The 23,945-nt window shown below is 44.2% G+C and carries 20 protein-coding genes; 14 read left to right on the forward strand and 6 right to left on the reverse strand.

Annotation, left to right across the window (positions count from 1 at the left end; genetic code table 11):
* Nucleotides 1–124: 124 nt before the first annotated feature.
* Nucleotides 125–796, forward strand: coding sequence for a sugar transferase (locus GJS45_RS09655; protein WP_162341361.1), 672 nt, complete (start codon nt 125–127; stop codon nt 794–796).
* The gene (locus GJS45_RS09660; protein WP_162341363.1) at nt 796–1,719 is read left to right on the forward strand and encodes a class I SAM-dependent methyltransferase; all 924 of its coding nucleotides are present in this window, start codon (nt 796–798) and stop codon (nt 1,717–1,719) included. Before GJS45_RS09655 ends, GJS45_RS09660 begins: the two co-directional genes overlap by 1 nt.
* Before the next feature lie 28 nt (nt 1,720–1,747).
* Here the strand turns inward: GJS45_RS09660 and GJS45_RS09665 are convergent, their stop codons facing one another.
* A complete protein-coding gene (locus GJS45_RS09665; protein WP_162341365.1) occupies nt 1,748–2,659 on the reverse strand; it encodes a universal stress protein in 912 nt (303 codons plus the stop codon).
* A 166-nt stretch (nt 2,660–2,825) separates the two neighbouring features.
* Here GJS45_RS09665 and GJS45_RS09670 point away from each other — a divergent pair, with 166 nt between their 5' ends.
* From GJS45_RS09670 to GJS45_RS09680, 3 genes are all read left to right on the forward strand, one after another.
* A complete protein-coding gene (locus GJS45_RS09670; protein WP_162341367.1) occupies nt 2,826–3,377 on the forward strand; it encodes a 2'-5' RNA ligase family protein in 552 nt (183 codons plus the stop codon).
* A gap of 522 nt (nt 3,378–3,899) precedes the next feature.
* Nucleotides 3,900–6,875, forward strand: a complete 2,976-nt coding sequence (locus GJS45_RS09675) for a SusC/RagA family TonB-linked outer membrane protein (RefSeq protein ID WP_235954701.1) — start codon at nt 3,900–3,902, stop codon at nt 6,873–6,875.
* 12 nt (nt 6,876–6,887) lie between these two features.
* Nucleotides 6,888–8,306, forward strand: coding sequence for a RagB/SusD family nutrient uptake outer membrane protein (locus GJS45_RS09680; protein ID WP_162341371.1), 1,419 nt, complete (start codon nt 6,888–6,890; stop codon nt 8,304–8,306).
* Nucleotides 8,307–8,393: 87 nt separating this feature from the next.
* Here the strand turns inward: GJS45_RS09680 and GJS45_RS09685 are convergent, their stop codons facing one another.
* Nucleotides 8,394–8,879 (reverse strand): DUF6702 family protein, encoded by a 486-nt coding sequence (locus GJS45_RS09685; RefSeq protein ID WP_235954702.1) that lies wholly within the window; start codon nt 8,877–8,879, stop codon nt 8,394–8,396.
* A 97-nt stretch (nt 8,880–8,976) separates the two neighbouring features.
* Here GJS45_RS09685 and GJS45_RS09690 point away from each other — a divergent pair, with 97 nt between their 5' ends.
* Nucleotides 8,977–9,558 (forward strand): HupE/UreJ family protein, encoded by a 582-nt coding sequence (locus GJS45_RS09690; RefSeq protein ID WP_162341375.1) that lies wholly within the window; start codon nt 8,977–8,979, stop codon nt 9,556–9,558.
* Nucleotides 9,559–9,677: 119 nt separating this feature from the next.
* Nucleotides 9,678–11,999, forward strand: a complete 2,322-nt coding sequence (locus GJS45_RS09695) for a M1 family metallopeptidase (RefSeq protein WP_162341376.1) — start codon at nt 9,678–9,680, stop codon at nt 11,997–11,999.
* Nucleotides 12,000–12,447: 448 nt separating this feature from the next.
* Here GJS45_RS09695 and GJS45_RS09700 read toward each other — a convergent pair whose 3' ends face one another.
* Together GJS45_RS09700 and GJS45_RS09705 are read right to left on the reverse strand one after the other, a co-directional pair.
* Nucleotides 12,448–13,680 carry an ammonium transporter gene (locus GJS45_RS09700; protein ID WP_162341378.1) on the reverse strand — a complete coding sequence of 411 codons (1,233 nt, stop codon included), beginning with the start codon at nt 13,678–13,680 and terminating at the stop codon, nt 12,448–12,450.
* A gap of 60 nt (nt 13,681–13,740) precedes the next feature.
* Nucleotides 13,741–14,079, reverse strand: a complete 339-nt coding sequence (locus GJS45_RS09705; protein WP_162341380.1) for a P-II family nitrogen regulator — start codon at nt 14,077–14,079, stop codon at nt 13,741–13,743.
* A gap of 383 nt (nt 14,080–14,462) precedes the next feature.
* Here GJS45_RS09705 and GJS45_RS09710 point away from each other — a divergent pair, with 383 nt between their 5' ends.
* Nucleotides 14,463–15,362, forward strand: coding sequence for a nucleotidyltransferase family protein (locus GJS45_RS09710; RefSeq protein WP_162341382.1), 900 nt, complete (start codon nt 14,463–14,465; stop codon nt 15,360–15,362).
* A 157-nt stretch (nt 15,363–15,519) separates the two neighbouring features.
* A complete protein-coding gene (locus GJS45_RS09715) occupies nt 15,520–15,936 on the forward strand; it encodes a DoxX family protein (RefSeq protein ID WP_162341384.1) in 417 nt (138 codons plus the stop codon).
* Here GJS45_RS09715 and recF read toward each other — a convergent pair.
* Complete coding sequence (gene recF / locus GJS45_RS09720) at nt 15,933–17,045, reverse strand: DNA replication/repair protein RecF (protein WP_162341386.1); 1,113 nt, start codon at nt 17,043–17,045, stop codon at nt 15,933–15,935. The genes GJS45_RS09715 and recF overlap by 4 nt on opposite strands.
* Nucleotides 17,046–17,149: 104 nt before the next feature.
* Here recF and pdhA point away from each other — a divergent pair, with 104 nt between their 5' ends.
* Nucleotides 17,150–18,172: a pyruvate dehydrogenase (acetyl-transferring) E1 component subunit alpha gene (gene pdhA / locus GJS45_RS09725; RefSeq protein WP_162341388.1), complete on the forward strand. Its 1,023-nt coding sequence runs from the start codon at nt 17,150–17,152 to the stop codon at nt 18,170–18,172.
* Between the two features lie 49 nt (nt 18,173–18,221).
* Here the strand turns inward: pdhA and GJS45_RS09730 are convergent, their stop codons facing one another.
* Entirely contained in the window at nt 18,222–18,845 is a 624-nt protein-coding gene (locus GJS45_RS09730) for a sterol desaturase family protein (protein ID WP_162341390.1), read from the reverse strand.
* Between the two features lie 138 nt (nt 18,846–18,983).
* On the opposite strand from GJS45_RS09730, the gene GJS45_RS09735 reads away from it, so the two are divergent.
* The 4 genes from GJS45_RS09735 to GJS45_RS09750 all read left to right on the forward strand — a co-directional run bounded on the left by GJS45_RS09735 (nt 18,984) and on the right by GJS45_RS09750 (nt 23,683).
* Entirely contained in the window at nt 18,984–20,069 is a 1,086-nt protein-coding gene (locus GJS45_RS09735) for a hypothetical protein (RefSeq protein ID WP_162341392.1), read from the forward strand.
* A gap of 253 nt (nt 20,070–20,322) precedes the next feature.
* Nucleotides 20,323–20,901, forward strand: a complete 579-nt coding sequence (locus tag GJS45_RS09740) for an RNA polymerase sigma-70 factor (RefSeq protein WP_162341394.1) — start codon at nt 20,323–20,325, stop codon at nt 20,899–20,901.
* Nucleotides 20,902–20,904: 3 nt separating this feature from the next.
* Nucleotides 20,905–21,879 (forward strand): FecR domain-containing protein, encoded by a 975-nt coding sequence (locus GJS45_RS09745; RefSeq protein ID WP_162341396.1) that lies wholly within the window; start codon nt 20,905–20,907, stop codon nt 21,877–21,879.
* A 169-nt stretch (nt 21,880–22,048) separates the two neighbouring features.
* Nucleotides 22,049–23,683 carry a hypothetical protein gene (locus GJS45_RS09750; protein ID WP_162341398.1) on the forward strand — a complete coding sequence of 545 codons (1,635 nt, stop codon included), beginning with the start codon at nt 22,049–22,051 and terminating at the stop codon, nt 23,681–23,683.
* Nucleotides 23,684–23,945 lie beyond the last annotated feature (262 nt).

Genomic DNA, 23,945 nt, shown 5'->3' on the forward strand with positions numbered 1-23,945 from the left:
CAAAAAATTGACTGGACATAATTCGAAAAAAGCAAGTCTACCTGTCAGGGGAGCATGGGTAAGGGAGTCAATCCGGAAAGTGGTTTTGAAGGCAGTGCTTTCAGTTAGGATTTGAGATTGGCCCATGGAAAAACGTTTTAATAAGTATTTCCCGTTACTGTTTGTTGCAGTCAGCTTAACTGAAATCCCTTTAGACAAAGAAGTTAACAAGGTGTTAAAACGGGGTTTTGACACTTTTTTTTCCCTTTTTGCAATTTTATTTATACTGAGTTGGTTGATTCCCCTATTGGCGTTGTTGATCAAATGGGAAAGCAAAGGACCGGTTTTTTTTCTCCAAAAGCGTACCGGTGCTAACAACCGTGAATTTCGGTGTATAAAATTTCGAACCATGGTAGCTAATCCTTGGTCAGATACCCTGCAGGCCACCAAAAATGATCCGAGGGTGACCCGGGTTGGGGCATTTTTACGCCGGTTTTCCCTGGACGAGATGCCACAGTTTATTAATGTTCTAAAGGGGGAAATGTCGGTAGTAGGGCCCCGGCCACATGCGGTGCCCATGAATCTGGTATTTAAGAAGCAAATCGACTCCTACGATAATCGGCATCGGATCAAACCTGGAATAACCGGCTTGGCACAGGTGCTGGGATATCGAGGCGAAATTTCCAATCACTGGCAAATTCGTTCGCGCGTGCGATTGGATCATTTTTACATTCGCAACTGGTCCTTTTTTTTGGACCTAACTATTGTATACAAAACCATGGGAAAATTAATCACCGGTAAAAGTGAGGTCTATTGATGGAGGGCTATTCTTGTCTTATCTGCCACAATGATATAGCGGGCCCCACCTACCGGGTAAAGGAGATGATGTTTGGTTCAGGAGAACCATTTGCCTATACCCAATGCCCTCAATGCGGTACTATTCAGCAGCTGAATCCTCCTCAGAACATGAGTGCTTTTTACCCTAAAGCCTATTACTCCTTAGGTGGTTTGTCCTTATCGAATGTGCAGGTAAGATGGATGAAAAGGCTTCGATTTTTTCTGTTTCGAAAATTTGGGCTTACCTTGTTTCAGCCGGTGTATGGAAAATGGCTGCGCATACTGGATATTGAAAAGGACCAGGCGATTGCTGATATTGGTTGTGGAAATGGACAGTTGCTGTATGAACTCTATTCCTCCGGTTATCGGAATTTATCAGGATTTGATCCTTTTATGGAATCTACCCGCTCCATCGCACCGGGTCTACGATTGTATAAAATGGAACTGGATCAAATTCAAGGCACTTTCCATGCGGTGATGTTGCATCATGCCTTCGAGCACCTGCCCCAACCGGATGCCTCCTTTGCCCAACTGGCCAAAATCTTGAGGGCAGGAGGCAAACTCCTGATCAGGGTACCGGTTTCGGATGGGGAGGCCTGGAACGAATACCGGGAAAATTGGGTGCAATTGGATGCCCCCCGCCATTATTTCATACCCAGTGTGGCAGGCATGAAAATGTTAGCCGAAAGACATGGGTTGGAACTTTACCACACAGAATTCGATAGTACGTCCTTTCAGTTTTGGGCGAGCCAGAAGTACCAGAAGGGGCACTCCTTACATCAATCCGGTCAGGATTTTAGCCCTTCAGCGGAGGTTCTAAAAGAATTTGAAAAAAGGGCGGCATCCTTAAATCGCATTCAAAAAGGTGATCAGGCGGCTTTTTATTTCCGTAAACCCAGATAATCGAGGCTTAGGGACAAATCAATTGGGATTATAATTTGAACAAGGCCTCGAAGAAACTCATGTTTTCACCCTGCTCTTTCATTACCAGCATGGGGATTTCGTGATTGGTATTGACCAGTTTTTCTGCCACACTCCCCAATAAAACGGCGGCCGATTTGGTCCTTCCTCGGCTTCCTATGATCAGCAGATCTGCCCCGGAGCTTTTGGCATGTTTCATGATGTTATCGGCTTCGTCTTTTTTTTGTTTGAGGATAAATTCACAGGGCAATTCCGGTAACTTGTTCTCAGAAAGAAACCTAGCAAAATCTTTTTTAGCGTTTTTCAGCATAATATCCGAAAATTCCTCAAATGATTTCCCGGTTTTGGTGTAGCCTCTGGGAACTTCATACAAGTGGCAACAAAGGATTTCTCCGCCCGTTTTAGCAGCAATTTCGGATGCCAGTAAAATACTTACCTTTGAATGTCTTGAAAAATCTATCGGAAGGAGTAATCTTTGGAAGGTTTCCTGAGTACGGTTTTCCGGCAATAACAAGACGGGGTGGGGGTATTTTTGAGAAAGGTTATTTACCAGGGAATCTGAGTGGGATTTGCTTTTTTTTCTACCCATCACCAGTAAATCTATGTTTTTGATTTTACTCCATCGCAACATGGTTTCCTGAGGATTGCCTTCTTTTACGATGATTTCATAGGGAATATCAAGGGGTGGTTTTACATGCGCTATTTCATGCTCAATTTGGGATTCAATGGTTTCGTCCACGGGTGCGATTAGGTCTGGATAGGCCTGCGTGACTTCTTCAGGCAAGATCAGATTTTTTGCGACGTGGACAAAATAAACCATTTCTATGCCTAAAATAGGAGCGAAGGCCTTAATCTGGGTGATCATGATTTCATCTATAGCGGACAAGTCCAGCCCCACCATTGCTTTTTTGAAGTAATTCATTTGTATTTCGCTTTTTTTGGTAGCTTGGGATTATGTAAAACTTGGATTAAAATTATGAAATTAACGTTTGAAGTACTTTAAATAAAGGTTTTTTTATTCAATTTCCGTTTATCCGGAAATAAACGGTAAAAATGGGAACCAAGAGCAACCTTAAAATAACGGAAGAATGGCAAAATCATTGAGAAAATACTTTCTAGGTATCGTACCCGATGAACCGTTGCGCCAGGAAATTACTACACTAAAGCTAGCCATCCAGGAGCGGTTTGGTTGCAAGTATGCCCTCAAATCCCCCCCGCACATAACGCTGAAAATGCCATTTTTATATAATGAGCAAAAAGAGAAGCAACTGGAAAATCGATTGAGAGGGTTTTTTGGGGAGGAAATGGGTTTTTCTTTGGAACTTGAGGGTGTTGGTAGTTTTAGAGAAAGGGTGGTCTTTTTGCGTGTGAAGTACCCGCCTGAATTACCGGCATTGCAACAACGGTTGGTGACCTATGGAAAAAGACAACTGGGGCAGCAAATTGAGCTGAGTGACATGAATTACCATCCCCACCTGACCGTTGCTTTTCGAGATATAAAAAAAGGGCATCTGGCAGATATAATGGCCTTTCTTCGCCCGCGGTTTGCGAGGCAATCCATGACCGTACATCGGGTGTCTTTATTAAAAAAATCACCTCTCTCCTGGCAGATTCAGAATAATTTCGATTTACTGAAATGAAATTTTTAAAGAAAAAAAATATCCCAATTAATTCAATGTGAACCGATTCCGGTATAATTATGTAATTTTTAAAAAATCCTTACTTTTTTTAATTTTGTAAAATCAATAATCAATTATAAAAAATTTGGTTTTCACTTTTAAGAATTCCGATTTGCAAATCGACTAGTTGGCAAAATGATTACCGGAGCACCGTACAGCAAAATAAAATACTAATAATAAGCAATTTAAGGAATAAAGTAAATAGCCTTTATTTTGATAAAATAGATTTTAAATTAGTTTAATTCAATTAAATAATTTATAAATTTAATATTAACAAATATAAATTGATAAAACAATAAAACTTAAAAATAATACTATTGGTGTTAAGTCCTCTTTTTTGGTTTATTTTAAATATAAGGTAAAACGCAAAATTTTTAGGTTTATCTATTGGACTATCTAATAGCGTTCGTTTTGTTATTATAAATAAATTAATGGAATTTTGCATTATAACTATTGTTAAAAAACCTTAATCTATTTACTAAAATGAAACGAGTTTTACTTAGCCTCGCATTGATGCTGTTGGCGGTAATCTCCTTACAGGCTCAAAGCAGGACCGTGACCGGAAAGGTTACTTCTGAAGATGAGCCAGGGGGGATACCTGGCGTGAATGTAAGTATCAAAGGAACTATGGCAGGGACCATTACCGATATTGATGGGTCCTACTCTTTAACAGTTCCAGAAGGATCCAACGTACTAGTGTTTAGTTTCGTGGGGTTTATTCCCCAAGAAAAGACGGTAGGAAATCAGAGCCGGATTGATGTGTTTATGGAACCTGATGTGAAAACATTGGGAGAAGTGGTGGTGGTCGGCTACGGAACGCAGTCTTCCAAATTATCCGTTCAAAGTATTTCCACCCTGGACAATTCCCAAATTGAAGGGATGCCCATATTTACAGCCCAGGAAGCCTTGCAAGGGCAGGCGGCAGGAGTCCAGCTTACCGGTACCTCCGGTGTCGGCGGTGCCCAGCAAAATATCCGGATTCGTGGAGTAGCCTCCCTGACAGCCGGTGGCTCACCACTGTTTGTAGTGGACGGTGTTCCTTTAAATGATGGCAGTAGCGATGATTACTCCAATACTTCCGGAGCCGTAGCGCTGAATCCGTTGATGGAAATCAATCCAAATGAGATTGAATCGATCTCAGTGCTCAAGGACGCTTCTGCAGTTGCAATCTATGGATCTCGAGGAGCTAATGGAGTCATCCTCATCGAGACGAAGAAAGGAAAAAGTGGACAGTCCAGGATCAACGTGGACTATTATCAGGGCGTTCAGAATCCGACTACCGAGCGGCCTTACATGTCCCTTCAGCAGTACAACCAATACCGATCTTTACGGACTGAAACGCCGGTATCCGAATTTCCGCAACAGGGATTTGATTGGCCGGAGGCGGTGATCCAGCAAGGGTCCATTTCGAACCTGAACGTAAGTGCTTCCGGAGGGAGTGAAAGTACGACTTATTTTATCTCCGGAACGTATTTCAACCAAGACACCTATGCCCTTGGAAACGAACTGGACCGATTTAATGGTCGTCTGAACATGACCCACAAATTTTCTGAAAAGGCCCGGTTCGGAGCGAATATAGGGTTGGCCAAAACGGATAATGACCGGATTTATTCGGACAATAGCACGTACGCCCCCTTGACTTCTGCCTTCTTGCACTTGCCTTACAACAGGCCTTTTGACGACAACGGAAATTATACCCGACTGGGATTTGTGCCTAACCTGCTCGCCATCGAAGAGTTGGCTACCACTGATTACATCACCAGAAGGACGACTGCCAATACCTTCTTTGAAGTGGACATTCTTCCCGACCTGACGTTTAAAACCGACTGGGGTATCGATCAGATTCAGACAGAGGAGACGTTTAGGTTTCCGGATATCGTAGAGCCTACCGGTAGCGGGTATAAGCGAATCATTCAGGATTACAAGTGGTTGTCCACCAATACCCTGAATTACGAGAACTATTTTGGCGACCACTACATAGGAGGTTTGCTGGGTTATTCTTATGAACAGGCCGACTTTTCCAGCATTACGGTAGAGGGATCAGGATTCGTCAGTGACCAGCTTCCCAACGTAGCCTCAGCCGCTACACCCACGATCACAAGTGCTACCGGTACCAACTGGAAGCTGGCCTCTTATTTTGCCAGGGTAAATTACCGATATGATGACAAATACCTGTTTGAAGGAAGTGCCAGAAGAGATGGGTCTTCCCGATTTGGTGCCGACAACAGATACGGTAATTTCTGGGCACTCTCCGGAGGGTGGGTGATTTCAGAAGAAGGGTTTTTGCAGAGTAGTAGCCTGCTGAATTACCTTAAGTTAAATGTAAGTTATGGTACCGCAGGGAATGACCGGATCAGTAACTTCGAATCCCTGGGGCTCTATCAGGCAGGGACCTTAGGAGACTATGCGGGTAGCCCGGGTATTTATCCCAGCCAGCCAGCCAACCCACAGCTAGGATGGGAGGAGTCTGCACAGTTTGACTTTACGGTTAATGCCAGTCTTTTGGATAACCGCTTGGATATTGAAGCTTCTGTTTGGAATAAAGATACAGAGGGCCTTTTACTAGATGTGCCCATCCCTTATACAACAGGATATGCCAGTCTTACGCAAAATGCGGGCTCCATGAGGAACAGAGGGATTGACTTAATGGTGCAGTCCACGAATATTCAGACATCGGATTTTGAATGGAAAACGATCCTAAATGCCGGATTCCTTAAAAATGAGGTGCTGGAATTGCCCGGAGCTTCCGAGGACAGTGAGGGCAGGCGGTTTGTCGAGGGATCTGCCAGTCAGCGAGCCATTGAGGGGCATCCGGTAAACACGTTTTATCTGGTGAGGTATAATGGAATCAATCCGGAAACGGGTGAAGCAGAGTGGTTAACCAAAGATGGTGAAACGACCAACACCTACAGTGCAAATGATCGGGTAATAGTGGGCTCTGCTATCCCCAGAATTTCAGGTGGATTGACCAATAGCTTTACGTACAAAGGTCTGGTGCTTTCGGCTTTAATTACGTTTGTCGAAGGAAACTACATAATGTATGACGATTTGAGATTCCTAAACAATCCAAACAACCTGAACTCGTTCAATCTGGACCCTCAGTTGCTGGATTACTGGACAGAAGACAACAGAAACAGTTTTGCCCCTAAATTAAACGGTGATACGCAGTCTACCTTTGCGCAACGTTCTACACAGCAATTAAGAAAAGGAGATCATATCCGGTTGCGGAACTTGTCCCTTAGCTACACCATTCCTACCGCCGTATTAGCAAATACGAAGATTATCAGAAGCGCAAGGATCTATGGAATGTTGCAAAACTTTCTGACCTTTTCCAGCCTTGAAGATGGCCTGGAGCCTGAAGTCAACGATGGTGGAGGAAATAACCAGCGACAGGGAGAGTCCTTTTTTACTCCTGCCCAGGCGAAATCCGTAACGCTGGGTGTGTCTTTAGGATTTTAAAATAACATGGACATGAAAAATTTAAAAATAATAATTTGTATGGGCTTGCTGGCAGGAAGCTTGTCTTCTTGTGAAGATCTGGATATTGATCCGCAGCAATCTCTTTCGACCGAGTTGGCCTTTGCCGATAAGCAGGCCGTAGAGGGCTCCCTTCTGGGTGTCTACTCTCTTTCCCAGGAGTTTGAAGTTTTTGGCTCTTTACCCCAGGTAATTGCCGATTTTCAATCCGACAATGTGGACTTTATTGGTTCGTTTCCAACCTTGCAGGATGTACGCCTGTATGCCACACAATCCGACAATGCCACGATCCGAGATCTTTGGAGACGGCATTACCGGGCGATTTTGGCGGCAAATGCGGTCATCCAATTTACGCCTGAATCTCCCGATGAATCCCTGACTCAGGAAGAACGGGCTCAATTTGTGGCAGAAGCTAAATTCATGCGTGCACTTCTGATGTTCCAGATGGTGAACCTGTTTGCCCAACCCATACAAATCGGTGGTGAGAGTACTCCGGGTATCCCAATTGTGACCGAGCCGTTTACCGGTGAAATCGTTGGATACCCCAGAAGTACAGTAGGAGAAGTTCATGCATTCATTTTAGATGACTTGACCGATGCTGTGGATGATCTACCCGTTTCGTATGAAGCTGCTACCTTTACCCGCGGAAGGGCGACACAGGGGGCGGCGAATGCCTTACTTTCCAGAGTATACCTTTACCGGGGACAGTGGCAACTGGCTGCTGAAAGGGCAGGAGACGTTTTGGAAAACGAATCCCTGTACGAGCTGGCTTCCAATTATAATTTTTGGGGTGAAAATAATTCCGAATATGTTTTTTCTATTCAGAACTCCGAGATTGATAATGGTAGAACCGGCTCTGGAGGTTGGGCATCCTACTACAATCCTGCTGAAGACGGAGCCAGAGGCGATGCTCCCTTTTCCGAGTATTTACTGGCAGCATACGATGCCAATGATCAGCGGTACACGGAGCTTTCTAAAGAGGGAGACAACGAACGGACGTACACTACTAAATTTCCGGATCCTGTAAATCATTCCGACAATTCACCCATCATTAGAACCACCGAAGTGGTCCTTAACCGGGCAGAGGCCCTGGCGCAATTGGATGGCGTGAACCAGGAATCCCTTGATTTAGTAAATGAGTTGAGAGAAAGGGCCGGTTTGGATCCAATGGATGCAAGCGATTTTTCCGGAAAAGAAGATTTTGTAGACTTCATCCTGGAGGAGCGAAGAAAGGAATTGGCGTTTGAAGGGCATCGAAGGATGGATTTGCTGCGGTATGGCAGGGCGTTACGCCCGCAGGGAGATGAACAGTACGAAGCATCCCAGGCTGGCCAAAATAAAACCATCTTACCAATCCCTCAAAGGGAGTTGGATATAAATCCTGAATTGGTTCAAAACGAAGGCTACAATTAAACCTATCTAATCTATATATACAAAAAGCCATCCTGTAACGATAGGGTGGCTTTTTTTAGTTGGGAGTGTAAGGGAGGTTAAAGGTCACTAATCTTCCAGGTTTAATATCCCCCCTTTCTTGTCCTTTCGGGTAAGCAGGCTTTTTGGTTTCCGGTTTTTATAGAAATTGACAATGTTTTGCTGTTCCGGGAAATCATCGATCAGAACGGCATTGTAAATAGTAATTTGAGCTGGAGAGGGAATTTTCTCCGATTCCATGTAAAACCAGGCGGCCTCCCCTTCTACCTCGTGTCCGAGGTAATGAAGCCGGACGGTATCAGTCTGAATAAGGATTTGGTTATGGGCAAGCAGATACCGGGCTATCAAACTGTCCAGTTTCTCTGGTTGGTTTGGCGACAGGAATTCTACCGCGGTCCCGCTTGCATTGGATAGGGCAACTTCCAGGTCATCCCAGAAAATTTTTTGAGCGATTTCAATGGTCTGATTCTCTTCATTGTACACCATGTCTGTCAGGCTAATATAAAAGGGGTGCACTAGCCACCAAAAGGAGATAACGATGGTGATTGGGTTCATTAGAGGCATTTATAGTAATGAATTTTGTTTTATGTCTGAAATATGCATTAATATTACAACAAAATTTTCAAAGCAAAAGTATTAAATCACCTGTTGTATGAACCAATTTCAGTTGTATTTTAATCTTGGAATCCAACACATTCTTGACCTGAAAGGGTTTGATCATATTCTTTTTGTCATCGCACTTGCGGTTATTTACATGATGCGGGACTGGGGTAGAATTGTCATTTTGGTTACTGCCTTTACCATAGGGCATTCCCTGACGTTGGCACTGGCTACCCTTCAATTGGTTCGAATCAATACTGACCTGGTAGAATTTTTGATCCCGGTAACCATTGCCATCACCGCCGCTGCCAATATCCTCAAGCCCAGACCTTCCGGAGGGAGAGGAGTACAGCTCAATTACCTGTTTGCCTTGTTTTTTGGGTTGATCCACGGGTTGGGATTCTCCAATTACCTCAGATCCTTGTTGGGCAGGGAACAATCGATATTTCAGCCGCTGCTCGCATTTAACCTGGGCCTGGAAGTGGGGCAGTTGGTAATTGTGATCGGATTTCTGGTGATATCTTCCCTGATCGTAGGGATTTTCGGGGTGAATCGAAAAGAGTGGGTGCTGGTCGTTTCATCCATCGTCCTGGGAATGGCCACCATGATGATGATTGATAGCAGCTATTGGTAAAAAAGGAAGAATTTTAACCAACATAGGGCATAATAATACGGTTAATTTGTTAAATTCCACTTTAATTCCATTTTGGGGGCTTGGGTTATCCTACGCCTTCTAGTAATTTATCCTATTTTATGAAAAATATTCTTGTCTCCTTATTCGTAGGAATGCTCATCCACCTGTCTGCCTTTGCTCAGGTAGATGAGCAACGTCATGGCAATCGCTTTGAGCAATTAGGTAACCTGCTCCGCTCACCCAATGTCTACCGCACGGCCTCCGGAGCACCCGGTCACCAATATTGGCAGCAAAAAGCCGATTACGAAATTGAGGTGGAGTTGAATGATGAAAATCAATCCATTCAGGGAAAGGAGAAAGTTACCTACTACAACGAATCACCTGATCCACTCGATTATTTATGGGTTCAACTAGATCAAAATGAGCGGGATAAGGATTCCGAGACGCCCAAAATGAGTAGCAACAGCATTCAGCCCAAAATGAGCTTGGGGCAGCTTCAGCGGATCCTGTGGCACGATATGGAGTTGGGATTGAAAATTTACTCCGTAACGGATTCCCGGGGAAATGAGATTCCTACCACAGTAAACCGAACGATGATGCGACTGGATCTGGACGAACCGCTTCTGCCGGGAGAACGTTTTGAGTTTCATATCGAATGGAGTTTCTCCATTCATGACCGGATGAGTTTTATTGGGGGTAGGCCCGGATACGAATATTTCGAGGGAGACGGAAATTATTTATACACCATGGCTGAGTGGTTTCCCCGCATGGCGGTGTACTCCGATTTTGAAGGTTGGCAAAACAAACAATTTGTAGGAAGAGGGGAATTTGCATTGGTTTTTGGTGATTACGAAGTATCCATAACGGTACCGGCCGACCACATGGTCGGAGCAACGGGTGTTTTACAGAATCCGGGAGATGTTCTTAATGCGAAGGAATTGGAGCGCTGGGAATTGGCTAAAACCACCTTTGATGCGCCGGTTATCATCCGAACGCAAGCCGAAGCAGAGAAACTGGAAAAAGGAAAGTCCGAGGAAAAGAAAACCTGGATATTCCATGCAGAGAACGTTCGGGATTTTGCCTGGACCTCTTCCCGGAAGTTCATTTGGGATGCCATGGCCGTATCCCTTGGAGGGAAGGAAGTCATGGCCATGTCCTATTATGCCAAAGAAGCTAACCCTCTTTGGGAACAATACTCCACCCGGGTGGTAGCGCATACCCTGAAATCCTATTCCGCCCGAACCTTTGATTATCCCTATCCGGTGGCCATATCGGTGGAAGCCACAAACGGAATGGAATATCCAATGATATGTTTTAACTATGGAAGGCCCGATACGGACGGCACCTACTCCGAGGCCATCAAATACGGCATGATATCCGTTATTATTCACGAAGTGGGACATAATTTTTTCCCCATGATCGTAAATTCCGATGAGCGGCAGTGGACCTGGATGGATGAAGGGTTGAACACTTTTATGCAGTTTTTGGCGGAGCAGGAATGGGAACGGGAGTATCCCTCCCGCAGAGGCCCTGCACACAAGATCGCACCGTATATGAGAAGCGAAAAGCATCTGCTCGAACCGATCATGACCAATTCCGAAAACATCATTCAATTTGGTCCCAATGCCTATGCAAAACCGGCCACTGCCCTGAACATTCTTCGGGAAACGGTCATGGGTAGAGAGTTATTTGACTACTCTTTTAAAAAATACGCCCAACGTTGGATGTTCAAACACCCCACACCGGCGGATTTATTCAGGACAATGGAGGATGCGTCTGCTGTAGACCTGGATTGGTTTTGGAGGGGATGGTTTTATGGCACCGAACCCGTGGACATTGCCATACAGGATGTCACCTGGTATAAAATTGACAGTAAAAAGCCAGCCGAAGTAAAAGCCGATGAGCGGGAGGCCTACGAAAGGGAAGAAAATTATATTTCCAGGACAAGAAATGCCCGGGATATTCCGGAAACGGTAGTGGAGAAAGATCCGGAGGCCGCAGATTTCTATAACCGTTACGATCGATTCCGTGTAGGTCCCGAGGATGAAAAGGCCTACCAGGATTTCCTTTCCAGTCTAAGTGGCGAGGAAAGGGCCATGCTCGAAAGCGGATTGAATTTCTATGAAGTCAATTTCGAAAATATTGGTGGGCTGGTAATGCCCATTATTCTGGAATTTCAATATCAGGACGGAAGTTCCGAGGTTGAACGAATTCCAGCTCAGATTTGGCGAATGGATGAATACCAGGTGAGCAAAGTTTTTGCTAAAGAGAAGGAAGTAGTCCGGATTGTGCTTGATCCTTACCGGGAGACGGCAGATATAGATGAAAACAATAACTACTGGCCCAGACAATTTCAGCCCTCAAAATTCGAATTATTCAAGCAGCGGGCACCTGCCAGGGGAACTTCTTCCGGCCCTAACCCGATGAAAAAGGAAAAGTAAATAAACGTAACATTTGCTCATCATTGCTACCGTTACAAACGAGATCCCGAGGACCTCAAAGGTTTGGAATATTGTTGACCTTTGGGGTTTTCCCAAAGGAAGGTCTCTTCGCGGATCGTATTCGAAAAAAACCTTCGAGGTCCTGAAGACCTCAATGGTTATAGACATTGACCCTTGGGGTTTCCCCAACCCCGAGGGTCTTTCCGCAGAACGTACATGAAAAAAACCGTCGAGGTCCCAAAGACCTCAACGGTTACAGACATTGATCCTTGGGGTTTCCCTAACCCCGTATTCTTTCCGCAGAACGTCCCCGAAAAAAACCTTCGAGGTCCCGAAGACCTCAAAGGTTCGAGACATTTTGATTTGACGTTTCCTTTCCTCGTCAAATAAAAAAAAGAGGCAGGTTTTTCTGCCTCTTTTTTTATTATAAAGCTGTAGTCAGAAATGCTTATTCCTTTGTAGCAAAATCCGGATAGGCATGCATGCCATGCTCGTTGATATCGAGTCCTTCTATCTCTTCTTGTTCGTCTACGCGGATACCAATGGTTTTTTTCAGCGTAAAGAACACCAGAAAACTGAACAGCACACAAAGGGCTCCAATGGCGCCGATCCCCACTAATTGAGATAAAAGTTGTCCTCCACCGGCTAGGTCGCCAAAGATGCCGACAGCCAATGTTCCCCAAATACCGCAAACCAGGTGAACGGAAATAGCTCCTACCGGATCATCAATTTTTATTTTATCAAAAAAGACCACCCCAAATACAACCAAAACTCCACCTATAAAACCAATAATCACCGCTTCTGTGGGCGACATCAGATCTGCACCGGCAGTAATACTAACCAGGCCAGCCAGGATGCCATTCAGGACCATGGTGATGTCATACGCTTTAAATTTGAGATAGGATGCGAGCAAGGCCCCAAACGCTCCAGCGGCGGCTGCCAGGGCGGTCGTGACAAATACGAGGGAAACGGCTCCGGGATCAGCGGAAAGGACCGAGCCACCGTTGAAACCAAACCAACCAAACCAAAGCAAAAACACCCCAAAGGTAGCCAGGGGAATGTTGTGGCCTGGAATGGCATTCATTTTGCCGTCCTTGTATTTGCCGATTCGTGGTCCTAATAAATAGGCACCAATTACAGCACCCCAACCGCCTACGGAATGAACGATGGTGGAGCCGGCAAAATCATAGAATGGTATGGCGAGTGTATCCAGAAATCCTCCACCCCATTTCCACATCCCAGCGATGGGATAACAAATCCCTACATAGAGCAAAGAAAAGAAAATAAACGGGCCCAATTTTATGCGCTCGGCGACGGCCCCTGAAACGATCGTGGCAGCCGTGGCCGCAAACATGGCCTGAAAGATAAAATCGGTGAAAAACGTGTATCCTTCAGAATATGCAGCGGTATCCCATCCCTCCGGAAGGCTAAGTCCAAAACCACTCAATCCAAAAACACCACCTGAGAATGCCTCTCCCGGATACATCAGGTTAAATCCTACAAACGCATAGGATATTAGACCCAAGGCGGGAATAATGGTGTTTTTAAAGAGAATATTGACGGTATTTTTTGCCCGGGTAAGTCCGGCTTCAAGCGCAGCAAATCCCAGGTGCATGATAAACACCAAAATCGTGGCCACCATGATCCAAAGATTGTTCACAGTAAATAGTTCCTGATTCATTTCGTTGATATTTAGTATAAGTTGGAATATTAGTTAGATGATAAAATGCCAGGAGTACGGTTAAAGTGCCGCTTCTCCGGAGTCATCATTGCGTATTCTAAAGGCTTTGCCCACCTCGTAGACGAATATTTTTCCATCACCTACTTCGCCGGTTCTCCCTTCTTTCAGGATGCATTGGACCACCTCATCTTCTAACTCATCAGGTACGACGATTTCCAGTTTTGTCCTGGGAATGAACGTTGGCTCGTAAGCCACGCCCCGGTAGGTCTGCATACGGGCATGCTGCAGTCCCATTCCTTTTACTTCATAAAAGGTTAGAAATTTTACCCCCAAGCTGGACAGGCATTGGTGAATTTCATCAAATTTTGAAGTTCTAATTAATGCTTCAATTTTTTTCATTTTCTTAACAGGGTTAGTAATTTGTTGCTAATTCTATCATTAAAAATTTTATTTTTTTCAAAATTAAAAATCAAAACCGATTTAACAATTAAATCCGGCTAAAAAGTAGAGAATTTATGAAAAATGGAGTGAAATGTGACTAATTAGGACTAGATATACATGTAAATTGGTGTTTCGAACTTAAATTCACCCCTATTTTTTTATATCTGTCATCGTTAGTGATAAAATGAGGAATTTTTATTAACCGAAACCAACTTTTTATTTTTGATCTGCCTCGGACAAAAAAAGCAGCAAATTAAATCCATTGAAAGGGTAAAAAAAGTACCTTTGTCGCTGATAAATTTTTCCTGGGTAAGGAATTTAATACCTATTTTAAATCAGTTATGCAAAAACCAACACTTTTGATTTTGGCGGCAGGCATGGGCAGCCGGTACGGGGGAGACAAGCAAATAGACGGCTTTGGGCCCAATAAGGAAACCATTCTCGAGTATTCCGTTTTTGATGCCATACGGTCCGGATTTGGCAAAATCGTTTTTATTGTCAGGAAGGAAATTCTAGAGGAAGCCAAGGCTATTTTTGTTCCTAAGTTTGGAGATAAAATTCAGATTGAATTCGTCATTCAATCCCTTGAAAGCATGGTTCCGGAGGCCTACCGGCAACCGGAAAGAAAAAAACCTTACGGCACGGCACATGCGCTGTTGTGTGCGAAGGATACCATCAAAGAGCCATTCGCTGTAATTAATGCGGATGATTTTTATGGTGTGGAGGCGTTTCGGATCCTTGCTGCATTTTTAAGCAAAGAGGTAAGCCCCCAACTTCACTGCATGGTAGGTTATGCCTTGGAAAATGTTTTGTCCGATTATGGTACCGTAAGCAGAGGCGTTTGTGAATCTTCTCCTGAGGGGTTCCTCACAGGAATGATTGAGCGTACGGCTATTTCCAGAAAAGAAGGAGGAATTTTTCACGAGGAAGGCTCCGATAAAATAGAAATTTCTCCGGAAAATCCGGTGTCTATGAATTGCTGGGGATTTCATCAAGCTGTTTTCGAACAAACAGAGAAATTATGGATTCCTTTTTTAGCTGAAAATCAGGAAAATCTAAAGTCTGAATTTTACATTCCAAAAGTTGTTAATTCACTCATTCAGGAGGATATTGCGCGGGTCAAGATCCTGGAAGGAGGGAAAATATGGTTCGGCGTTACCTATTCCCAAGACCGGGAACATGTGGTAAAGGCCCTTCGGAATTTGCATGAAGCGGGTGCTTATCCGGAGAGATTGTGGTAAAACACCTATAGTTCACGAAAGTGCCCAGAACTACTTTCTTGGAGAGAATTCCATCGCTGGATTAATTTGAAAAGCGCAAAGTAGTTTAAATGCTGTTATTCCCGTTGAAATTTATATAACTTTATTTTTGTAAATTTTCTAAAAAAATCGACACAGAATGAAACGACTTGTTTTTTCGCATTTTCCTGTAGCCGCAGACCTGGCGTTACTTTTATTGAGAGTAGGAACTTCCCTGATGCTGCTGACTCACGGCTGGGCCAAAATCACGAATTTCAGTGAACGTTTGAATAATTTTGCCGACCCTATTGGTCTTGGACCGGCAGTTTCGCTGCAATTAGTGATATTTGCAGAGTTTTTTTGTACCATATTTCTTATGCTAGGCTTTATGAGCAGGGTTTTTTTGATTCCTCTGATCATCAATATGGCAGTGATTGTTTTTGTAGTCCACGGTGACGATCCCTTCAACCGGCAGGAACTTTCCCTGATGTATTTGTTGGTGTTTGTCGTGTTATTATTTACAGGGCCGGGAAAGTTGTCCTTGGATGGTCAAATTCTCAAAAGGCGAAAGTATTAATCAACGTTCTCCTTTGATAAGCGACCTTTATTAATGGAGAAAAAGCTGACCCTGGCCCTAATGGTTTTTAAAATTTCCTTGGATCTTTCCGGCCGGGCATCGGTAATAAATAGCTGGCCAAATTCTTTTTTTGCCACCTGAGACAATAAATGGAAGATACGCCGATCATCTAATTTATCGAATATATCGTCCAGCAGTAGCAGTGGGGTGGTTCCTTTAAGCGTTTTGAAGATGAAAAATTGAGCCAGCTTGAGACTGATTAAAAAAGATTTTTTTTGTCCTTGAGATCCAAATTTTTTTATCGGATATCCATCCAATTGAAAATCAAAATCATCTTTGTGGATACCGTGGCCGGTTCGTTTCCGGAATAAGTCCTGGTCCAGGGAAGTGGTAAAATTTTTGGAAAAATCAGGTTGGCTTACCTGACTTTTGTAATCAATGGTTACGTTTTCCTTCTGTCCGGAAATGGTGGCATAGTGGTCCAGAAAATAGGGTATGAAATCCGTCAGGAAACGGCTGCGGATATCATGAATTTCTACTGAGAGCTGAATGAGTTTTTGATCGTAAGGGCTAAGCTGAAGAAGGTCCTTTTTTCTTTCCTCCGCAAGGCGTTTAAGTAGGGCATTTCGCTGTTTCAAATAATGTTGGTACCGAATGAGCAATTGCAAGTAATGGCTGTTGGTTTGGCTGATCATGCCATCGAAAAATTTCCTTCTTTCTTCGCTGCCGCCAGTAATAATCAAGGTATCGTCTGGTGCAATCATGACCAATGGCAACAAACCAATGTGCTCACTCAGCCGTTGATAAGGGCTGCCATTCACTTCAAATCGTTTCTTTTTATGGCTCTCAAAAATGCAAGATAAGGAAAGCGTCTTTTGCGCTAACTCAAACGTTCCTTTCAGCGTAAAAAAGGATTGGCCGTGTCGGATATGTTGACTATCTACCGGCAGAAAGGCACTTTTGGTCAGGCATAGGTAATGGATGGCATCCAGGAGATTGGTTTTACCGGCCCCGTTTTCTCCCAAAAAGCAATTGACCTCTGAGTTAAACTCCAACTGTTGCCGTTCGTAATTTTTAAATTGGATCAGCTCTAAGTTTTTCAGGTACATGGGGCTATCAATCGATGTTTTTTAGTATTTTCGCAAAAGGACTCAAAATTGCTGCGTTTTCACTATATTTGAGACCAAAGTTAGCATATTTTATACAATACGGTATGGCAAAGAAGAGTACTAGTACGAGTAAATCTAAAACAAAATATTCCAAAGAAACCTACACTTATTGGTTTGAAAGCATGTTGCTCATGAGGCGTTTTGAAGAGAAGGCCGGGCAGCTTTACGGACAGCAAAAGATCCGTGGATTTTGTCACCTTTACATAGGGCAGGAAGCCTGCGCCTCAGGTGCTATCACTGCCCTGGAAAAAGACGATAAATGGATCACCGCCTACAGGTGCCACGCTACTCCATTGGGCCTCGGAACAGATCCAGGAGCCGTCATGGCAGAGCTTTTTGGAAAAGAAACAGGTACAACCAAGGGAAAAGGGGGCTCCATGCATATTTTTGATAAATCCAAGAATTTTGCGGGCGGACACGCCATCGTGGGTGCCCAGATACCCATGGGGCTTGGAATTGGCTTTGCCGAAAAGTATAAAGGCACCAAAAATCTTTGTATCTGTTATTTAGGAGATGGTGCCGTCAGGCAGGGAGCTTTTCATGAAGCATTAAATCTGGCCATGCTTTATAAAACGCCAGTCATATTTGTTATCGAAAATAACGGATATGCCATGGGTACCTCTGTAAAGCGGTCCTCCAACGTGGATGAATTGTACACTCTGGGTGAGGCCTATGATATTCCTTCTTTTCCTGTGGATGCCATGAACGTGGAAGAAGTTCATGAAGCAGTAAAAGAGGCCGCTGACAGAGCCCGAAAAGGAGATGGACCCACTCTTTTGGAATTCAGAACTTACCGGTACAAGGGGCATTCCATGTCGGATCCTCAAAAATACCGGACTAAAGAAGAAGTGGAAGAGTACAAGCAGCGAGATCCGGTGGAGCAGGTGAAAGCCACCATCCTTGATAACAAAATTCTTACGGAAGAAGAGATCAAAGAAATCGAAGCCAAAGTGAAAAAGCAGGTGGCCGATGCGGTGAAATTTGCAGAAGAGTCCCCTTGGCCCAAAGGGGAGGATGCCTTCAAAGACGTATATGCAGAAGATGATTATCCTTTCGTTAGGGAATAGTCAATTGATATAGGACGAAACTGACCATCCGGAATTTCCGGATGGTTTTTTATTTTTTAGGGCTGGTCCCAAAAACATGATCCCAAAGGGGCGTACTGACCCCAAATGCTACATCCGGATCCTTATAATGATGGATGGCATGATTAACCCACAGGACTTTAAAGAGCCCCTTAGGTGGTGAGAAAGCATGGATGATATAGTGTATGCCCAGATAGCTAGCGTATCCGGTTAAAAATCCAGGCAAAAAATAATATACCTGCTCCGCCATTAAAAAATTGAATAGGTAGTATAACGCGAAGGCATATCCTACTGATAGTATTGGTGGCATGGCCAGCCTTTTCTTATCTTTAGGATAGTCGTGGTGTATGCCATGAACCGAATATTGGATATTTTTCTTCCATTTTTGAACCGGTTTCATGTGATAGAAGTAGCGATGCATCAGGTACTCCATCAGGGTAAAAGCAAGGTAGCCGGCCAGAAAATACAGTATTCCTATACCCAAAGGTAAATGGCTATAAAACCAGGCCCGGTACAGCAAGAAGCCTGCAAGCAGGAGGAAAAGTACGATGGGTATCCCTATATGAGTTTTGGTTAGCTTTTCTAGAATGGGATGTTTGAAAATTTCAGCAGTTCCCTGATTATCCGGTTTGTCCAATTTTCCAATTTTTTTCATTTCCGATGGTTTTTAGGTCTTGCAGGTATGACAACCGGATTTCATTTTACCCTATGTTATAAATCTTTTTTTTTGAGTAAGGGTAAATCATGGATTGGTTGTCACAGGACTATATCACAAATTGAAATGTCCAGAATCATGAAAACGAAGTATTATTTGATTGCTATTAGCAGCCTGTTTGCCACCTTGTTTGCAGTGGATGCTAAGGCTCAGGAAAAGCGACCTGCCCACCTGGGCTTTCTTTATCCACTCAGCACGAATGGTCTGCGCGCTGCAGACTACTCCAATGATGTAAGTATCCATGCCTTGACCGGACTTTCAGGGGGTGAAAGCGGTCTGGCGATCTATGGACTTGGGGGATTTATCAAAGGAAATGCTACAGGCTTTCAATCGGGGGGATTATGGCTTTCCGTTTCCGGTGAACTCAAGGGATTGCAGGTTGCCGGGCTTGTCAATCAAGCCCGGCAGGCAAGTAGAAGCGTTCAGGTGGCAGGCCTGGTGAATAGGTCAAAGGAAGCATCAGGCATTCAGCTGTCAGGAATTGTCAATGCCGCAGCCTCCTTCAAGGGGGCTCAGTTAACGGGGATTGCCAATTTTTCTCACCAGGCAAAGGGAATTCAACTTTCTGGAATCCTGAATCTGGCGGAGGAGGTAAATGGTATTCAGATTTCAGGTTTGGTAAACAAAGCCAAAACCGTTAAAGGGGTCCAATTGGCCGGCTTGATCAATATTGCCGACAGTAGTGATTACCCCATAGGCATCCTTAACCTGATCACTGATGGAGAAAAAAGGATAGGCATTTCAGTAGATGAAAATCTCACACAGTTGATTAGTTTTCGTTCTGGAGGCAGTCGCATGTATGGAATCATTGGGTTGGGCTCTAATTTTACCTATGGTGATCTGCCATACGCCATGGAAACGGGTATAGGGATCAAACTATCGGATAGTAAACGATTCAGGCTGGACATGGAAGCAAGCAATGTATGGGGGACTAATTTTAAGAAATGGGGAGGATATTCCAGAACTGGAATTCGCCTCCTTCCGGTATTGAAACTTTCCAGAAATTTACAATTGTATGCCGGTCCCAGTTTGAATTACATGAATACCCAAAATCCTAAAGGTCGGGATCTGGCAAAGTTAAAAATATGGGACAAGAACCAAATGAATACCTTTAAAGCTATCCACTGGGGATTCAATGCCGGGCTTCAAATACGTATTCAGTAAAAATGAAAAGGCTACCTTTAAAGCAAGTTTCAGTACCGTTTTGTTGGAGGCAATGAAGTAAACCAGTTATGACTGGGAAAAGTGAATAAAAGTGTCGCCTGCTTGAATAGATTAAGTTAAAATGAAAAGGAATTATATTAATAGCGCCTTTCCAGCTGTCAAAAGGTTAACCCTGGTTCGGATTTCAGGAGAAGTAACATGAATAAATTAGATGTAAAGCGAGTATGGATGCCCGATTTAACCTGCGTAAGGAGTGAGAAAGGTTCCTGAAGAAAGTGAAGATTTGCCAGAATTACTGGATGAAGCCGTTTTTGAAGCACAATTCAAAAACTACTACGGTCCACTGCATGCCTATGCACAGGCCTTGTTGAAGGATGGTGAGGCGGCCAATGAAATTGTTCAAACCGTTTTTCTGAAGCTTTGGGAAAAACGTGAGGATTTGGAAATTTCCACCTCCCTGAAAGCTTACCTGTACAAGTGCGTTTATTATGACTGCCTGAATTATATCAAGCATGAAAAAGTAAAAATGAAACATTTGGAAATAAACCGGTATGAGATGGCCAATACCAAGAGTGTGGATGCTTCATTTTCAGTTGAGGACCAGGAGATGCAATCGAAATTAAACCATGCCTTGGACAATTTGCCTGAAAAATGTAGGAGGGTCTTTCTTCTTAGCAGAATCGAAGAGCTAAAATATAAGGAAATTGCTTTGCGTTTGGGGCTTTCAGTCAAAACAGTGGAGGCCCATATGGGTAAGGCCCTGAAGACACTGAGGATAGAGCTGGCGGAGTTTCTACCTCTCCTTATCATGATGTGGAAGCTTATCGTTTAAATTATGGATGATCAACTACTTATAAATTACCTACTCGGAGAAACAGATCCCAGGGAAACGGATCTGGTCAAACAATGGATTGCAGCTGATCTCCGGAACCGTGCCTATTTTGAGCAGATGAGTTGGGTTTGGGACAAATCCGCCCATCTGCTTGAAAAGCAAGAGGTGGATAATAACGTGGCCTGGAGTCAATTTAAGGATCGCAGGGACAGGATGGAAGAAAAAAGTCAATTCACTCCGAAACGGATATTTTTCCCTGATTGGCTCAGGGTAGCCGCTGTGATCACCCTGGTCATATTGGGCGGATGGCTGATAGGATCCTATTTACCCGGGCCTGTCAGGGCGTTTTATACAAGTGTAGTATTTGAGTCCGAGGAAGCCTCTAGAAAAGAGGTTCTATTAGATGGCTCGGTGTTGACCCTGAATAAAAATTCCAGTTTAAGGTATTCTCAAAAGCTTTTGGGAAATAGGCGGCTGGTAGACCTGGCTGGAGGTGAAGTCTATTTTGAGGTAGTAAAAAATGAGGCAAAGCCTTTTGTAGTCACCGCTGAGGAAATGATCTTAACGGTTTTGGGGACTTCCTTTCATGTCAACCAATCACCTGAAATGATTGAGGTCATAGTGGATGCTGGGGAGGTAAAGGTGGCCTATCAGGACCAGGTAATCTTTCTGAAGAAGAATGAGAAAGTAACCATCGATACTGCTTCAGGGGGTATGGAGAAAGAGGTGAACAGGGATAAGCTCTTCCGCTACTACGTGGAAGGGAAGTTTGTGGCCGAGTCTACGGCCTTACCGGAATTGGTGGAGGCCCTGAACAAGGCCTACGGAAGCAAAATAGCAATTGGTTCGGAAAGGGCCCAAAACATGCTTATTACTACCACTTTGGAATACGGTTCGCTGGAAAAGAACCTGGAAGTGATCAGGGAAACACTCGGCTTGAGCATTATCCAAAAGGAGAATGGAATAGTTGTGGAATAATTCCTTACATTCATGTAAGGATGATAATTTGTCGATGCGTTTTATTCGTTTTTTGTTTTTATTGCTTTTAGCAATCGGGCCTGCTTTTCAAGGGGCAGTTCAGGCCCAGGATTATCTTTTAAGGGAGTTGGATGTCTCTAACCCGGCTGACAATAAATTGGGCTTGGTTATGGAAGAAATTGCTAGCAATCAGGGTTTTTATTTTTCCTACCAAAGCTCTTTGATAGATTTGGATGCAGGGCTGCCTTTCCAATCCTATCAGGGTAATTTAGCCGGATTTCTTCAAAAAGTTTTTGGTGATTCCTACGAATTCAGGGAGCACGATGGCTATGTGATCATCCGCCATGCCCCCGGAAAACTGGATGCGGAACTTGAAATGGAGCAGGAAGGAAAGATGCTGCTGGTTAAGGGTAAGGTGAAAGACCTTCACAGTGGGGAAGCCCTTTCCGCTGTCAGTATTTTTGAAAAAACTGGATGGGCCTTTACCCTGTCTGGTGCTCAGGGAGAGTTTGAGCTGAAGCTAAAATCTGCCGCTCCTTCCTCCGTTTGGTTGAGCCTGCGCAAGGAGGAATACAGGGATACTTCCTTTGTCTTACTTCCTCCCGTGCATGTGGGGAGCCGCAGCCAGGAAGGAAGAAAATTTCGATTTTTTCCACAAAATGGGTCTGCCGAAAACCTGGAAGATAGTTTTTGGGGCGGGATGTTTATCGGATTTCGGCAACGAATGCAAAGGCTAAATCTGGCTGGTTTCTTTGCAGAAAGTCCGGTTCAAATGTCTTTGACTCCGGGCCTGAGTACACAGGGAGTCTTCAGTAGCCAGATGATCAATAATTTCTCCCTTAATCTGCTGGGGGGCTACACGGCCGGGGTGGAAGGTCTGGAGGTGGCTGGTCTTTTTAATATGAATCAAAGGATGGTTACCGGCATGCAGACTGCGGGGCTTTTCAACATGGTAGGTGGAAATGTTTCCGGTTTTCAGGCAGCCGGAATTTTCAATAATGTGTATGGTGACCTGACTGGATTTCAAGTGGCCGGATTGCTAAACAAGACAGGGAGTGATTTGGATGGTGCCCAGGTGGCTGGATTGGTTAACCAGGTGGATGGCAAGGCCCGGATCCAAATAGCTGGCTGGGCTAATCTTAGCCGGAGCACCGATGAGTTCCAGCTGGCAGGCCTGTATAACCACACGGAAGGGAATGCAGGCAGTGCCCAAATCGCCGGAATATTCAACCATTCCGGAGGCAACGTAGCATATCAACTTAGTGGCCTAATCAATAAGGCAGATACTGTTTCAGGTTTTCAGCTGGCGGGATTAGTGAATATAGCAGCCTCCAGTGATTATTCCCTTGGTTTGATCAATATCATTGGGGATGGGGAACAAAGTATTTCTGTTGGTATGGATGAATCTTCCTTTGCGCAGCTCAGCCTGAGAAGCGGAGGAAAGGAACTTTACGGGTTGCTGGGTACGGGGATAAGACTGCATCCCATTGCCATGTTTGGCCTGGACCTGGGATTTGGCTGGCATGCTTTCCGAAAAAAGTCTTATTTTATGGATATTGAGCTGGTTAACCGATGGAGCAGTGATTTTGGTGGAATGACGAATCATTCCAATTCTTTACGATTCCTGCCGGGATATCAAAGAGGCCGCCTAAAATATTTCGCCGGGCCTACCATGGCTTTTAGTGTCTTAGATCAGGCCTGGAACTGGCCGGTTTCCGGCTGGAAGATTGCCGAAAAACACAACAGCAGGGGTTTATTTGCCCTGCATTTAGGAATGATTGGAGGGATGCAATATGTTTTTTGATTGAGGGAAATTTATTCGCTATCAGTCATCTGCTTTTTTATTTTTCCAATGTATAAATCATTCGTTGTTCCCGTTTCCGAAATCCAGGCCAACGAAAGGAGCCTGAGTATCGAACCTTACAAGGAGATCGCGTAATAAGCAGTAGGATACGACACATCCGAAAAAATCATCCAAGGGAAAGAAGGATTAAAAAACCTGGTGCTGGAAAACCGTACAGACCTGGAGGTACTTGGGTTAATGTTAAAGAAATGAGGGTTTTATT

The organism is Cyclobacterium salsum (genome assembly GCF_010119245.1).
GTDB classification, from domain to species: domain Bacteria; phylum Bacteroidota; class Bacteroidia; order Cytophagales; family Cyclobacteriaceae; genus Cyclobacterium; species Cyclobacterium salsum.

Bases quoted from the DNA above. Each gene is read 5' to 3' on its own strand.
- GJS45_RS09710 (WP_162341382.1), top strand. From the start codon at position 14,463: ATGCAAAAACCAACACTTTTGATTTTGGCGGCAGGCATGGGCAGCCGG.
- GJS45_RS09705 (WP_162341380.1), bottom strand. From the start codon at position 14,079: ATGAAAAAAATTGAAGCATTAATTAGAACTTCAAAATTTGATGAAATT.
- recF (WP_162341386.1), bottom strand. From the start codon at position 17,045: ATGTACCTGAAAAACTTAGAGCTGATCCAATTTAAAAATTACGAACGG.
- GJS45_RS09680 (WP_162341371.1), top strand. From the start codon at position 6,888: ATGAAAAATTTAAAAATAATAATTTGTATGGGCTTGCTGGCAGGAAGC.
- GJS45_RS09745 (WP_162341396.1), top strand. From the start codon at position 20,905: ATGGATGATCAACTACTTATAAATTACCTACTCGGAGAAACAGATCCC.
- GJS45_RS09660 (WP_162341363.1), top strand. From the start codon at position 796: ATGGAGGGCTATTCTTGTCTTATCTGCCACAATGATATAGCGGGCCCC.
- pdhA (WP_162341388.1), top strand. From the start codon at position 17,150: ATGGCAAAGAAGAGTACTAGTACGAGTAAATCTAAAACAAAATATTCC.
- GJS45_RS09675 (WP_235954701.1), top strand. From the start codon at position 3,900: ATGAAACGAGTTTTACTTAGCCTCGCATTGATGCTGTTGGCGGTAATC.
- GJS45_RS09685 (WP_235954702.1), bottom strand. From the start codon at position 8,879: ATGAACCCAATCACCATCGTTATCTCCTTTTGGTGGCTAGTGCACCCC.
- GJS45_RS09700 (WP_162341378.1), bottom strand. From the start codon at position 13,680: ATGAATCAGGAACTATTTACTGTGAACAATCTTTGGATCATGGTGGCC.
- GJS45_RS09665 (WP_162341365.1), bottom strand. From the start codon at position 2,659: ATGAATTACTTCAAAAAAGCAATGGTGGGGCTGGACTTGTCCGCTATA.
- GJS45_RS09695 (WP_162341376.1), top strand. From the start codon at position 9,678: ATGAAAAATATTCTTGTCTCCTTATTCGTAGGAATGCTCATCCACCTG.
- GJS45_RS09715 (WP_162341384.1), top strand. From the start codon at position 15,520: ATGAAACGACTTGTTTTTTCGCATTTTCCTGTAGCCGCAGACCTGGCG.
- GJS45_RS09735 (WP_162341392.1), top strand. From the start codon at position 18,984: ATGAAAACGAAGTATTATTTGATTGCTATTAGCAGCCTGTTTGCCACC.
- GJS45_RS09655 (WP_162341361.1), top strand. From the start codon at position 125: ATGGAAAAACGTTTTAATAAGTATTTCCCGTTACTGTTTGTTGCAGTC.
- GJS45_RS09730 (WP_162341390.1), bottom strand. From the start codon at position 18,845: ATGAAAAAAATTGGAAAATTGGACAAACCGGATAATCAGGGAACTGCT.
- GJS45_RS09750 (WP_162341398.1), top strand. From the start codon at position 22,049: ATGGAAGAAATTGCTAGCAATCAGGGTTTTTATTTTTCCTACCAAAGC.
- GJS45_RS09670 (WP_162341367.1), top strand. From the start codon at position 2,826: ATGGCAAAATCATTGAGAAAATACTTTCTAGGTATCGTACCCGATGAA.
- GJS45_RS09690 (WP_162341375.1), top strand. From the start codon at position 8,977: ATGAACCAATTTCAGTTGTATTTTAATCTTGGAATCCAACACATTCTT.